Genomic DNA, 13,770 nt, shown 5'->3' on the forward strand with positions numbered 1-13,770 from the left:
TTCAGACCTCCCGGCTTTCGAAATCAATCCGGGGATCAACCAGCATGTAGGTCACGTCCCCAACGATGTTCATCAACAGCCCCACCAGGGTAAAAAAGTATAGCGTTCCGAACATAATGGGATAGTCCCGGTTAAAGACAGCCTCGAAGCCAAGTTTGCCCAGACCATCAAGCGAGAAGATCACCTCGATCAGCACTGACCCGGTAAAGAGAACACCGATAAAACTGGCGGGAAAAGCTGCGATCACAATCAGCATGGCGTTGCGGAAAACATGGCCATAGAGGATACGTTTTTCTGTCAGTCCCTTTGCTCTGGCTGTAACCACGTATTGCTGTCCGATCTGGTCGAGAAACGAGTTTTTGGTCAGCATGGTCAGACTGGCAAAACCGCCGACAACCATTGCGGTAACCGGCAAAATGATGTGCTGAAGATAATCCAGCACTTTTTCCAGCGGGGGAAGGTCGTTCCAGTTTTCCGAGGTCAGGCCACTGAGAGGAAGAATGGTGAGATAGCTGCCGCCGGCAAAAAGAACCAGCAGCAACACGGCAAAGATAAAGCCGGGAATGGCATAGCCGACAATGACAATACTGCTGGTCCAGATATCAAAAGACGATCCGTCCCGAACCGCTTTGCGGATACCGAGGGGGATCGAAATCAAATATACAAGCAGGGTGGTCCAGAGGCCCAGCGAGATCGAAACGGGCATTTTGTCCAGGACGAGATCAACTACTTTTCGATCCCTGAAAAAGCTCTCGCCAAAATCAAAGGTAAGATAGTTCCCCATCATGATCAGAAACTGTTCATGCAGCGGTTTGTCGAGGCCAAACTGGGCTTCAAGTTCTTTTATAAGGTCCGGGTCCAGGCCTTGTGCGCCCTTGTAGCGACTGTTGGTTGATACCTGGCTTCCGACGGAACTTCCGAGATCATCCCTGTTTTGAGTGATCCTTTCGGAAATTTCCGATCCCTGACCGCTGAGTTTTGACAGCACCTGTTCCACCGGGCCACCAGGGGCGAGCTGGATGATGGCAAAGTTGATAATCATGATACCCAGCAGCGTAGGGATCATCAGGAGCAGGCGGCGGATGATATAAGCCAGCATATCTTAGTTCTCCTCTACCCTGTTGCGCCGTCTGCGTCGCGCCAGCAGGAGCAACAGCAGCAGAGTTGCCGTCAAGGCATAGGGACGCCAGTTATCCTTCTGGAAAAAGGCTTCCGGATCGGTGAAAAGCTGAAAGGTGAAAAAACCCCGTACTTTTTCTGGTGGCAGTCCGAGCTCTTCCAGTCCGGCAAGGAAAGCATCAATAATTGCGGGGTTGAAGAGTGGTTCGCTGATGGTTTCTGGCGCGGCAGTTTCTGTTCCGTCCTTGTTATCTTCTGACAGACGGTTCCTGGCCATGTTTGTCGCAAGGGCTTCGGCTTTTTCCTGATCAAACCACCAGTAGGCTGTGCTGGTGCCGCGCCAGGGAGTGATCTCGGGGCGGGAGAACTTGTCCCAATAGAGTACACGGTCATCTTCGGTATGAAACTGGGGGATGACATAAAATCCCCAAAGCAAAGCACGATCCAGTGCTCTGACACTGGCGACCAGATCCTCACGATCTTTGGCACTTACAACGCGCTCGACCAGCGCATCTATGGCAGGGTCGTGGATGCCGGAAAAATTGCCACTGCCCTTGCGATCTGCTGTTTCACTGGTCCAGAAACCCCGCTGCTCGGTGCCGGGCGAAATACTTGCGGAAAGCTTTATAATGACAATATCAAAATCAAAATCGCTGATCCGGTTATAATATTGAGACTGGTCCACCAGTCGTGTGCGAACATCAATCCCAAGCTGTCGCAGGTTGTTGACGAAAGGGAGAACTGTTCGCTCCATACCTTTTGAAGCCAGCAGCATTTCGAAGGTCATCTGCTCGCCAGTCTGGGCGTTAACCAGCTTGAGATCTCGGACAATCCACCCGGCTTCTTCCAGAAGGATAAAGGCCTTGCGAAAGTTGTCACGGGGCCAGCCCATGCCGTCAGTTGTGGGGATGGTAAAGGGGTCGGTAAAAAGACGCTCGGGAAGCTGGTCTTTGTATTGTTCAAGAATTTCCAGTTCTCTGCCTTCGGGAAGACCTGTCGAAGCGAGCACGGAATTGCCAAAAAAATTGGTGGATCGGGTCAAAAGTCCAAAGGAAAGTGCTTTGTTACTCCATTCGAAGTCATAAACATACCCCAGGGCTTCGCGCACTTTAGGGTCTTTGAAAATCTCGCGGCGGGTATTGAGAAAAAACCCCTGAATGCCCTGTGGTCTCTTGTGCGGAATGGATTCCTTTTTCAGCCAGCCTTTTGCAATGGCCGGGACATCGTAATCCTGAGCCCAGGCACTGGAAGAACGCTCGTTTCTATAGTCAATCTCGCCTGACTTGATCGCCAGTTTGATGACGTCATCATCCTGATAATAGGTTGTCCGGATACTATCGAAATTGTCCTGTCCCCTGTTCACGGGCAAATCCTTGCCCCAGTAATCTTTTACCCGTTCCTGTATGACGTAGCGTCCCGCCTCAAAATCCTTGATTCGGTAAGGGCCGCTTTGTAGGGGGGGCTCCAGGGTGCTCTTGGCAAAATCCCGGCTTTCCCAATAATGCTTGGCAAGTATGGGCAGGGAACCTGCTGTGATCGGGAACTCTCTGTTGCCGATTTCTGCAGAGTAGAACCTAACCTGACGATCTCCAACTTTCTCGACGCTTTTGATAATGGCAAAAGCATTTTGAACATAGGGATCTGCCTTGGTGGAGATCGTCTCCAGCGAGAAAATCACATCCTCGACAGTGATGGGTTGTCCGTCGTGCCAGCGGGCTTCGGGGCGGAGCGTGAAGGTCACCCATGCACGGTTTTCCGGCCATTCAAGCGACTCTGCAATCAGACCGTATTCGCTGGCTGCTTCATCAGCACTGGCAGCTAATAGTGCTTCAGGCTGGAAACCGGGTCCGGCAACGCCTTTGATGATATAGGGGTTGAAGCTGTCGAATGTTCCCTCGCTGGCAAGACGCAGTTCTCCCCCTTTGGGGGCAGCGGGATTGACGTAGTTAAAATGAGTGAAGTCCGCGGGGTAACCGGGCTCCCCATGAATGGCTATTCCATGAGATTTTTGAGTTGTTTCGGCCAAAGCAGACAGCGGCAGAAATGCGCTAAGGACAAAGCTGACCAGAATGAAACTACGCATCTTCTCGACAAAACCCCCGGAGTCTTTAAAGGGACAAGGAATAGATCCCCAGCTGAGCCAGTTTGAGGGCTTTTGCTAAGACGGGCAAGAGCTGGATTCCTCTCTGGTCAGCAGAAAGAGCAGTCTCGCAGTCTTGTGATGAAAAATGGTTAATAAAATCGGATCAGCTGTTAAATAGTTCGAGGACTTCTTGGTGTAATCTGTGATCACCCGAGGTAATGACCTTGCCGTCGGAATGCATGCCCAGAGGTTTTCCCTCCCAGTCACTCATGATGCCACCTGCACCTGTAAGTATGGGAACCTGGGCCAGATAGTCGTAGACGCCCATACCTGCTTCGATGGTCAGATCAATGGAGCCGCTGGCGACCAGGCCATAGTTATAACAGTCGCCACCAAAGAGGTTCATTTTTGCCCTGGCTCTTGCAGCGTCGTACTTGGGAAACTGATCCGGCTTGAACAGTAGGGGAGAGGTCGTCGCCAGAGTCGCCTGGGCCAAAGCTGGACAATCTCTCACCCGGACTTCACTGGAGCCCCGGTGATCGCGAAAGAGCGTGGGTTTTCCAGCAGCACCGATCCAGCGTTCGTTGATCACGGGCATGGAGAGGATACCCATGACGGGCTGGTTGTTCCTCAGAAGGGCAACGAGGGTACCAAAGATGGCGTGGCCCGAGATAAAACTTTTGGTGCCGTCAATCGGGTCGAGAACCCAGACAAATTCTGCATCCTGTTTTTCACTGCCGTGTTCTTCACCAATGATTCCGTGATCCGGGTAGCGTTTGTTGATCATCTCGCGCATTGCAGTTTCTGCTGAGCGGTCCGCAATGGTTACAGGTGAAGCGTCGCTTTTACCTTCAACGGTTAGTGGGCTGCGAAAATAATCCAGAATGATTGATCGTGCTGCATCGCAAAGCTCTTCGCCCAGGTTGGTATATTCCGCAGGGCAATTAAAATCTGTGACCATTGTCTGGATTCCGTTTCAGGAGGGATCGTGTTAATCAATTTCTGACAAAGAAAAGGCGACCCGGAGGTCGCCTTTTCTCAAGTCGTGTGTCCAAGGCAGAACCGGGCAGATTATTGCGGCAGGTCTGCTGGATTGTCACTCTGCATCCGCAGATAGGCAATCATATCAGCGCGGTCTTCAACTTTCTTGATCCCGGCGAAGCCCATTTTTGTACCTGGTGCATAGTCTTTTGGCTTGGCAAGAAACTCGTTCAGAGCTTCGTAATCCCAAGCTTCACTGTTCATGCCCTGTAGCGCGTCAGAATAGCTGTAGCCATCAACTGCGGCGCGCGCCCGATCAACGACACCCCAGAGGGCTGGTCCAACCTTGTTGGAGCCGCCGCTTTCCACGGTATGACAGGAAGCACATTTCTTGAAACCTTTTTCGCCCGCCGCGATATCAGCAGCTGCCAAAAGGGCACTGACAGGCTCGATAGAGGGTTCCTCGGCTCCAGCAGAGGCGACTTCGACGCCACTGTCAGAAACTTCAATCTTAAAGGCGTTCTCTTCCAGGTCTTTTGGATGGTAGAGAGACTTGGCTGCAAAACCTGAAGCCATTAAGAGAATGCCGGCAGTTAGGACTGAGGCAAAGATCTTGTTGTTCTCAAGAGACATTCTTCCTGACCCTTTGGGCTTATTGTAAATTTCGGCCCGACAATACCGCTCTCGGGCCTTGCATTCAATAGCTGGAATTGATTTTTGACAAGTTTGCTCAGTATCTTTGTGTTTTTTCTTGCAGAAATCCCGCAGAAATTACATGGAAATCACTTTGATTGTTGAAAAACGTTCAAATGTGTTATGGCCTGATGCCAAACATTCTCCGGACAATATCATGGCATCTGCTGCGCCTGAACTGTCGGGGAGCTATAGTCTAGTGCAGTTATAATTTGAGGCTTCTCATGTCCTTGCCACTTAATCCTGTTGTCCTGATCCCCGCGCGGATGGCTTCTTCGCGTCTCCCCAACAAGCCGCTGGCGGATATCTGTGGCCTGCCGATGATTGTGCAGTGTTACAGGCGGGCTGTTGAAGCCGGTCTTGGACCGGTTGTTGTTGCCTGTGCCGAGCAGGAAATTATCGAAGCGGTGGAAAAAGCCGGGGGCAAGGCAGTACTGACTGATCCGGCACACCCCTCCGGGTCTGACCGGATTCACGAGGCTTTGCAGCTTTTTGATCCCGAGGGGAGCCACGATGCCGTGGTCAATGTCCAGGGAGACCTGCCGACTGTTGAGCCGCGCCTGATCCAGGCTGCCTTTGACGTTCTCGATAATGAGGACGTGGATATTGCGACGCTTGCAGTTGAAATCCGGGATGTGGAAGAGCGGCACAATCCGAATGTTGTTAAGGCCGTCGCTGGCTTTGAACCGGGGCAGACAGTTGCCCGGGCACTTTATTTCAGCCGCAGTACTGCCCCCTGGGATGATGGGGATGTTGCCAAGTCGCTCTATCACCACATCGGGCTTTATGCCTATCGACGGCAAGCACTGGAACGTTTTGTGGCCCTGCCAGCGTCACCCCTTGAAAAGCGGGAAAAGCTGGAACAGTTACGAGCGCTGGAAGCAGGCATGCGGATTGATGTGGCGCTCGTTGACACTGTCCCTCTGGGCGTCGATACTCCTGCTGATCTTGAACGGGCGCGCCAGCTTCTTTCCTGATACTCCCAGCTTATGCGCAGGAAAAGCACGCCATTCGTTCAAATGATCATCACAACAATTCTTGACCATAAATGATCTGTATAATTTAACTGATCTATATAATTTTTAGGATAAGGCCTGACTCTCATGACAGACGTCGATCATATTATCGCCTTTCAAGGTGCCAAAGGAGCAAACTCTGACCTCGCGTGTCATGCAGTGTTTCCCGAGATGGAATCCCTGCCCTGTTACTCTTTTGAAGATACCTTTGCTGCGGTACATGAGGGCAAGGCACGTCTGGCCATGATTCCAATCGAAAATTCCAGTGCCGGGCGGGTGGCGGATAACCATCACCTGATGCCTGAATCCGGGCTGCATATTATTGGTGAACATTACGAAAAGATCGAACATCGGCTGCTGGCGCCCAAGGGGGCGTCTCTTGCGGGTCTGAAACAGGTTCACAGTCACGTGCATGCCCTGGCTCAATGCCGAAAGTTTCTGCGTGCCCATAACATTGAACCGATTGTCGCTGCAGATACGGCGGGGGCCGCGCAGCAGATCGCCAAGTTGAATGACCCTTCAGTTGGGGCGATTGCGACCTCACTGGCAGGAAAGATCTATGGCCTGGATACTCTGAGCAGCGAAATCAGCGATGCAGAGGACAATACAACCCGCTTCCTGATCATGTCCAAGGACCCGATTGATCCGGATCCAGCCAAGACAAAGGTGATGATGACATTTGTCTTCAGGGTTCGCTCTGTTCCGGCTGCGCTTTACAAGGCTCTGGGCGGTTTTGCGACCAACGGTGTGAACATCACCAAACTCGAGAGCTATATAACGGATGGCAGTTTCTCTGTTGCGCAATTCTATGCCGACATCGAGGGACATCCCAATGAACGCCTTGTTCGTTTAGCGCTGGAGGAGCTGAGTTTCTTTTCCAAGGAAGTCAAAATCCTTGGGGTCTATCCAGCAAATTCTTTCCGCGAACGTGGCGTGGCAGCGGAATAGACTATAGCCCTAACTTGATCACAGAGGGCGAGCTGAAGCCGGGTTGGGAAACGGGCTTCAGCTTGATCTTTTCGGGGCTTCTTCTCGCAAAAACAAGTAGAGAGGGAGGGCGAGTGACAAACCGACACAAAAACCTGCAAGAATAACTGTCCACCATTTCGACACGTCGTGTGCTTTGCTATCAAAAAAAGACCAGACCCAAAAAACGGTAAGTGATATAAGAACATCGGCAGAAAAGCCGCTGGCAGCATCATTTGCAAAAAGTTGGGTCACGAACTTGATAACGTCGAAGCCGCTTGTGTTATAAAATGACCCGAAAAAAATCCACGGAACGATGGTTCCAACAATAGCTGAAATCAGATAAAAATTTCTCACTGATATCCCTCGATAGTGTTCATAAAAAATGCGGGGACCGGGTTGGTTTTTGCAAGTTGATCAGAGGGGATTCCAAACCAGGCTTGAATCAGGTCTCCTGAAGCCAATCCTCGACAAGAACACGTGAGATCGAATCCTTGCGGGGCAGGTTAAAGCTGTCGTTTTCAGGAGATGCCCTAAGCTCATCCCGATGGAACCAGCGGGCAGATTCAATCTCCTTGGGGTCAAGAACCAGAGGGTCGTGGCGATTACCCTCGGCTGTAAATCCAACCATCAGTGACGCCGGAAAAGGCCAGGGTTGTGAGGAGTGGTACCTGACGTTGCGAACGGTAATGCCGACCTCTTCCCTGACTTCACGGATGACGGTTTGTTCAAGGCTCTCCCCGATCTCGAGGAAGCCTGCCAAAACCGAATATCCTCCTGGTCGCCAGCCAGCATTTCGGGCGAGCAGGCACCAGTCGCCGTCTGTCACCCGCATGATCACAGCAGGGTCTGTTCGGGGAAAGTGCAAACGCCCGCAGCTCTCGCCAGTGCACTGGCGCACATGGCCGCCTTCGACAGATCTGGTTGGATTGCCACAGGAGCCGCAGAAGCAGTGCTGGCGATGCCAGTGAGCTAGTCCTCTGGCATAGGACATGATTGCGGCATCGTCTGGGTCGAGAAGGCTCCAGTGATCGCGTAAATCAAGGAAGACACCGTTCGCGAGGAGAGGAGGAGTCTCTGATTGCGGCAGGATGGCTCCGAGAATCGGCTGCTCGCCCTTTAGGCCAAGAAAGATGATCTCTTCAGCAAGCTTAAAAATTTCGCTGGCATCTGCTCCGGAAAGAAACAGGGGAGCAGGAGTCGTTTCAGATATAAATAGTCCCTGATGCCCCCAGACTGTCGTGACAAGGCTTTCCGGGGCACAGCGATAGCTTTGCAGCTGTTCGGGGAGCACACGCAGATGTGCCGCACGATCAAGTTTTTCAGTGGTATAGATATGCAATTTTCCGCTCATGGGCAGAGCGTGACCCAGAGTGACGTTTCTGTAAATATCCGGATGGAAATAAATTGGGGAAATAACCTGACAGGATAGAGGTGAATAAATGCTGGAAAAGGGGTTGCCTTCTGGTCCAAGAAGTCCGATATAAGGGGCGAGAGGTTGGCTACGGGCGTGGCGCTCGCCAACCCGGTCAGATCCGGAAGGAAGCAGCCGTAACGAGTTAGCTGCGGGTCGTGGTTCAGCCTCTCACTTAGATATGTCCAGGCTAATGGATTGAATTTACGGGCTTATGGCTCGTTTTTTTATATCAAAATTTTCCTTTCCTTCTTCTCTTTTCACAGCGTTTGCCTTGTTGCAGCAATGGGGTAAAGTGAGGTGAAACAGGAGAAAATCAGCAACTGCATGACCGATAATTCCACAAACAAACCAATTCAAGAGGGCGAATCCGCAGCTGCCTATCAGGTGCTGGCGCGGAAGTATCGCCCCTCATCTTTTCGCGATCTTTTCGGACAGGCGGCGCTGGTCCAGACCATTACCAATGCCCTTGAAAGCGGGCGGCTGGCCCATGCCTTTGTTTTGACTGGTGTGCGGGGAGTCGGAAAGACCACTTCAGCCCGGATTATTGCCAAGGCACTGAACTGTATCGGCGCCGATGGCAAGGGGGAACCGACAGCGGACCCCTGTGGCGTCTGTGAAAGCTGTGTCTCGATTGCCCAAGACCGCCATGTTGATGTCATGGAAATGGATGCGGCCAGTCGTACCGGTGTGGGTGACATACGCGAGCTGATCGAGAGTGTGCGCTATCGCCCGGTCTCTGCGCGCAAAAAAGTTTATATCATCGATGAGGTTCACATGCTGTCCAACAGCGCGTTCAACGCGTTGTTGAAGACCTTGGAAGAACCGCCAGAGCATGTGGTGTTTATCTTTGCCACGACAGAAATTCGCAAGGTGCCGGTCACAGTTCTTTCGCGCTGTCAGCGTTTTGATCTCCGCCGGTTGGAGCATCAAGAGCTGATTGCGCTTTTTAGCAAGGTGATGGGCAGCGAGGGTATCAGCTTCGAGGAAGAAGCTCTGGGGCTGTTGGCACGGGCTGCTGACGGTTCTGCAAGAGATGGTCTGTCTCTTCTTGATCAGGCCATTGCGCTGGGCGGCGGTGATGCTATCAAGACCGAGCCGGTTCGCCATATGCTCGGGCTTGCGGATCGCACCCGGATCTTTGATCTTCTCGATGTTTTGCTGCGCGGAGACTGTGCCGCTGCCCTGGAGATTCTGAGTGATCTCTACCATGGCGGAACAGAGCCTGTTGTGGTGATGAAAGACCTGCTGGAGCTTTGTCACCTTCTGACCCGAGCCAAGCTGGTGCCAAAAACACTGGAATCGCCTGGAACACCAGAGGCCGAACGGGTTCGTGGTGGGGAAATGTGCAGTAAGCTGACCATGCCCTTGCTGGCCCGGGCCTGGCAAATGTTGCTCAAAGGACTGGGAGAGATCCAGAACGCACCGCATCCGCTTCAGGCCGCTGAAATGGTTCTGATCCGTCTGGCCTATGCCAGTACGCTTCCGACCCCGGGGGATCTGATAAAAAAGCTCCAGGACGCGCCAGCGGGTAACGCCCCTGCTGGTGACGTCCGAAATGTTTCAGGCGATACAATACATAGAAATACATCTTCGGGTCAGGGACAGAGTGTACCCCGGTCGGGTGGTGTCGCGGCGGTAGCTTTGTCTCAGGTCGAAGATCTGTCTGACGAACAGCTACAGACCTCTCGTCCTGCGCTGGTGGTCGACAACACTGCCTCAAGATCCGCAGGAATGGAGCCGGATGCGCCCTTTGCTTCTCCCCGGACCTTTCGAGAAGTGATTGAGCTGGCGCGGGATCAGGGACAGCGTATTCTGTCAGCCTATCTGGCAAATGATGTTCACCTTATCCGCTTTGCGCCGGGTGAAATCAACTATAAGCCGACAGATCATGCTCCCCGTGATCTTTCTGCCCAGATCCAGCGGCATTTGAAGGAGTGGACGGGCAAGGACTGGAAGGTAACCGAATCTTCCCGAGAAGGTGTCGAAACCATCCGGGTTCAGGAAAAGCAGATCAATCAGGAGCTGGATGAAAAAGCCATGGAGGACACGCTGGTCAAGGCGGCCCTCCGGCTTTTCCCGGGCAGTAAATTAATTAGCCGAAAAGGCTTGATGCCGGACAACTTTGTAGTAGAAGGCATAGAAGAACAAATGATGATAGATCCGATGACTGACCCGGATATGGGAGATCCTGATCTGGATGACAGCGAGTTGGTCCGTCGACTTAATAGTGGAGATAATATCTGATGAAAAACCTTGCCGGATTGATGAAACAGGCTCAGCAGATGCAGAGCAAAATGGCTGAAATGCAGGAAGCTCTTACCGCTCTGGAAATTGAAGGTTCCTCTGGAGCCGGAATGGTCAAGGTGGTCATGAGTGGCAAACATGAACTCCGCTCGGTCAAAATTGACCCTTCGCTGATCAACCCGGACGATGTCGAAGTCCTGGAAGACCTGATCATGGCTGCGGTAAACGACGCTAAAACCAAGGTTGAAACGACGACCCAGGAAAGAATGCAGGATGTCACCGGGGGATTGAACCTGCCGGCTGGCATGAAACTGCCCTTCTAGGTCTGACGACTTTATGGCAAAGAGCGAGATAGATCGTCTGGCACAGCTGCTTTCACGCCTTCCCGGGCTCGGTCCGCGCTCGGCAAGGCGGGTGGTTCTGCACCTGATGAAAAAACGGGAAAGTTTGATGCTACCCCTGGCCAAGGCCATGATGGAGGCAGCCTCGAGCATTTCGAACTGTACGATCTGCGGCAATCTCGATTCAGAAAATCCCTGCGGCATTTGCCAGCACCCGAACCGGGACGACAGCAAAATATGTGTTGTCGAAGATGTCGGTGATCTCTGGGCGCTGGAGCGCAGTGGCGCCTTTAAAGGGCGGTATCATGTTTTGGGCGGGACACTTTCGGCATTGGATGGGCGTGGCCCGGCCCAGCTGAATATTAACGGCCTTCTGGATCGGGCTTCAGCTGATCAGGTTCAGGAAATAATCCTGGCTCTCAGCGCAACAGTAGACGGCCAGACCACCGTGCATTATCTGAGCGAATGTCTGGCAGGGCATGAGGTCGAGGTCTCAAAACTGGCTCATGGTGTCCCGGTTGGGGGCAGCCTCGACTATCTGGATGACGGTACACTGACAGCAGCCTTGAAGTCACGACGCTCCACGCGTTGAAGGGTATAGATCTGCACCAATAAACAGTTTTCCCCTACAACGGGTCCTGATTTGAATCGCACCTGATTTAGATTGCACAGGGAAGTTATTCTTCCTATGAGTGTTGATCTTTGTATTTTTATCGATCTGTGTTTGTGGGGACCCATGTCTAGAATTGCACTTCCTTTTTCTCTGTTATCCCTGATGTTTCTTGGCGCCTGCCAAACGGCAAGCAACAGCTGGAGTGACTGGGAAGGCATTCCCTACAGCGAAGCCATGTTGCAATGGGAAGCCCCGGCCCAGTCCGATCTTATGGCGCGTAAAATTTCCTATAGCGGTTCCTATCAAGAACAGTGGTTCTGGCCTGCCGGAGGGATCTTTCTGGCAAAAGCCGGGCATGCCTATCACTATCGTGAAGTCCCCAGTCCCCAGGAGTTCGGCCGGATGATGTCGGACTGGAAAAAATTCGAAATTTCTGCGGCGGGCATGAAAGCAAGCGATGTTGAGGAAGCCAGAAATAAATACGGAAAATTCTTCTTTGCTGACCTGAAAAATGACGAGGGCGAAGACTGCTGGCTTTTCCTTCAGGGGCTTCCCGGAAAAACCCCGGCTGGTTATGTCGACACTGGAAAACCCGGAGGGCTTTTCTCGGGCTATGAATGCGGCACAACGCGACAGAACAGAGAAGAGCTGCTGCAGTTTGCCCAGAATTACCGTCTGAAATAACAAGACAAGCTTGTGGCGTATTCAGGCCACTTTTTGGACCAATTCTCTTGTCAGGATCCTGGCCAAGAAATGTTGAAACACGGGGAACGGATATGAGTGAATTTTCACAAGACCTTCGCAAAAGCTGCCTGGTCTCTGCAACGGCTTTGATGCTTGGTTTGAGTAGTCTTTCTATGGCTGCTGCTGCCGAAATCTNAATCGGGGCTGACAGCAGCCAGCAGACTGAGCTGGTTTTTTATAGCGGGAATCTTGGCCAGGTCAGTCAGACACGCCGGGGAAAGCTGGAAACAGGTTCTTCCACACTGGCGCTGGAAGATGTCAGCCCCTATCTGCTGCTTGACAGTTTGTTTCTGGAGGGCAAGGACATCCGGGTGCGGGAACAGCGGCTGGATCGGGAAATCCTTTCCCCGCAGCGTCTTCTTGAAGCGTCGCTGGGAAAAACCATTACAGTAATCAAGACCAATCCGGAAACCGGAGAAGAAACCAGTGAAGAAGCGCAGGTTCTTGCCGTGAGAGAAGGGCTGGTTCTGAAGATCGGGGATCGCATTGAAACCTCGATTCCTGGACGTCTGGTTTATGATTCTATTCCCGAAGGACTACGTTCCGAACCTGCTTTGCTCGCTGTTGTCGAAAGCAACAAGGCCGGAGATCAGGATCTGTCGTTAACCTACCTGACCACGGGACTGGAATGGGGCGTAACCTATGTTGCTGAACTGGCTCCAACAGGTGATCGTCTTCAGCTTAATGCCATGGCAACCCTGACAAACCAGACGGGTGTGGACTTTAAACAGGCTGATGTCCGGTTGGTTGCGGGGGACGTGAACCGGGTTAGTGCACCGCGCTATGACATGATGCAAAAGGGGGCGATGCCCATGGCGTCGATGGCGATGGAGTCTGACGTTGCCATGCCTGAACGCCAGTCTGTTGCAGACCGGGATGTCTATTCGGTTCCGGGCAAGATTGATATTGGCGGCAACGAAAGCAAACAGATCAGCCTGCTGGAAAATTCATCCGTAGAGGTTGAGCGGCGTTTTCGCTTTCAGGGGTTGATCATGCCCTACAATGGTCAGGATGACAGTGGACGTCAGCAAGCCGAGATTGTTCTGAAAACTAAAAACACCAAAGACAAAGGGTTGGGGCAGGCGCTGCCGGCAGGAACCTTGCGGGTTTACCAGAAAGGTGATGACGAAGCTGCTGCCATTTTCATGGGCGAAGACCTTTTGCCCTCTGTACCTGTTGGGGAAGAGTTCGAACTGGTTATTGGTTCTGCCAACCAGGTCAGCGGTCAGGCCAAACAAACGTCTTATGAACAGCTTTCCCGCAACAGCTATCAGCTTAGTCAGGAAATTACCCTGAGTAACAGTGGTAAAAAAGCTGTTGTGGTTGATGTGATCGGACGACTGCCGGGGACTTGGAAAATTCTGGAAGAAAGTGCCAAGCATACAGCCGAGAGTGCCCGGAAGGTGGTCTGGTCGATCGAGGTTCCGGCGGAAGGAAAAGCCAAGTTTGACTACAAACTAAGAGTGTCCCACGAATAAGGATGTTTCGAGTTTAGAGTGGTTGAACAAAACCCCTTTCTGTCAGCGGCGGAAAGGGGTTTTGTCTTTTGGGAA

The 13,770-nt window shown here is 52.3% G+C and carries 13 protein-coding genes and 1 other RNA gene; 8 read left to right on the top strand and 6 right to left on the bottom strand.

The window, feature by feature from the left end:
• Position 1: 1 nt before the first annotated feature.
• The 4 genes from B152_RS0102805 to B152_RS0102820 form a co-directional block, all read right to left on the bottom strand.
• Positions 2-1,099, bottom strand: coding sequence for a microcin C ABC transporter permease YejB (locus B152_RS0102805; protein WP_020590861.1), 1,098 nt, complete (start codon positions 1,097-1,099; stop codon positions 2-4).
• A 3-nt stretch (positions 1,100-1,102) separates the two neighbouring features.
• Complete coding sequence (locus B152_RS0102810) at positions 1,103-3,202, bottom strand: extracellular solute-binding protein (protein WP_020590862.1); 2,100 nt, start codon at positions 3,200-3,202, stop codon at positions 1,103-1,105.
• 163 nt (positions 3,203-3,365) lie between these two features.
• The gene (hisN, locus tag B152_RS0102815; protein WP_020590863.1) at positions 3,366-4,163 is read right to left on the bottom strand and encodes a histidinol-phosphatase; all 798 of its coding nucleotides are present in this window, start codon (positions 4,161-4,163) and stop codon (positions 3,366-3,368) included.
• A 110-nt stretch (positions 4,164-4,273) separates the two neighbouring features.
• Complete coding sequence (locus B152_RS0102820) at positions 4,274-4,816, bottom strand: c-type cytochrome (RefSeq protein ID WP_020590864.1); 543 nt, start codon at positions 4,814-4,816, stop codon at positions 4,274-4,276.
• Between the two features lie 284 nt (positions 4,817-5,100).
• Here B152_RS0102820 and B152_RS0102830 point away from each other — a divergent pair, with 284 nt between their 5' ends.
• The gene (locus tag B152_RS0102830) at positions 5,101-5,853 is read left to right on the top strand and encodes a 3-deoxy-manno-octulosonate cytidylyltransferase (protein ID WP_020590866.1); all 753 of its coding nucleotides are present in this window, start codon (positions 5,101-5,103) and stop codon (positions 5,851-5,853) included.
• A 126-nt stretch (positions 5,854-5,979) separates the two neighbouring features.
• On the top strand, positions 5,980-6,840 hold the full coding sequence (locus B152_RS0102835; protein WP_020590867.1) for a prephenate dehydratase: 861 nt from the start codon (positions 5,980-5,982) through the stop codon (positions 6,838-6,840).
• Between the two features lie 57 nt (positions 6,841-6,897).
• Here B152_RS0102835 and B152_RS0102840 read toward each other — a convergent pair whose 3' ends face one another.
• Positions 6,898-7,215, bottom strand: a complete 318-nt coding sequence (locus tag B152_RS0102840) for a DUF2834 domain-containing protein (protein WP_020590868.1) — start codon at positions 7,213-7,215, stop codon at positions 6,898-6,900.
• Between the two features lie 88 nt (positions 7,216-7,303).
• Complete coding sequence (gene nudC, locus B152_RS0102845; protein WP_020590869.1) at positions 7,304-8,212, bottom strand: NAD(+) diphosphatase; 909 nt, start codon at positions 8,210-8,212, stop codon at positions 7,304-7,306.
• Positions 8,213-8,350: 138 nt separating this feature from the next.
• Here nudC and ffs point away from each other — a divergent pair.
• The 6 genes from ffs (at position 8,351) to B152_RS0102870 (ending at position 13,695) form a co-directional block, all read left to right on the top strand.
• An RNA gene (gene ffs / locus B152_RS25740) (signal recognition particle sRNA small type) lies at positions 8,351-8,448 on the top strand.
• 151 nt (positions 8,449-8,599) lie between these two features.
• Positions 8,600-10,519 carry a DNA polymerase III subunit gamma/tau gene (locus B152_RS22265; protein WP_020590870.1) on the top strand — a complete coding sequence of 640 codons (1,920 nt, stop codon included), beginning with the start codon at positions 8,600-8,602 and terminating at the stop codon, positions 10,517-10,519.
• Positions 10,519-10,842: a YbaB/EbfC family nucleoid-associated protein gene (locus tag B152_RS0102855; RefSeq protein ID WP_020590871.1), complete on the top strand. Its 324-nt coding sequence runs from the start codon at positions 10,519-10,521 to the stop codon at positions 10,840-10,842. The genes B152_RS22265 and B152_RS0102855 overlap by 1 nt, the downstream gene beginning before the upstream one ends.
• Positions 10,843-10,855: 13 nt before the next feature.
• Positions 10,856-11,452, top strand: a complete 597-nt coding sequence (gene recR, locus B152_RS0102860; protein WP_020590872.1) for a recombination mediator RecR — start codon at positions 10,856-10,858, stop codon at positions 11,450-11,452.
• 144 nt (positions 11,453-11,596) lie between these two features.
• Entirely contained in the window at positions 11,597-12,157 is a 561-nt protein-coding gene (locus tag B152_RS25930; protein ID WP_157230783.1) for a hypothetical protein, read from the top strand.
• 173 nt (positions 12,158-12,330) lie between these two features.
• Positions 12,331-13,695 carry a DUF4139 domain-containing protein gene (locus B152_RS0102870; RefSeq protein ID WP_425402022.1) on the top strand — a complete coding sequence of 455 codons (1,365 nt, stop codon included), beginning with the start codon at positions 12,331-12,333 and terminating at the stop codon, positions 13,693-13,695.
• Positions 13,696-13,770: the final 75 nt, after the last annotated feature.

This window comes from Kiloniella laminariae DSM 19542, assembly GCF_000374005.1.
GTDB classification, from domain to species: Bacteria; Pseudomonadota; Alphaproteobacteria; order Kiloniellales; family Kiloniellaceae; genus Kiloniella; species Kiloniella laminariae.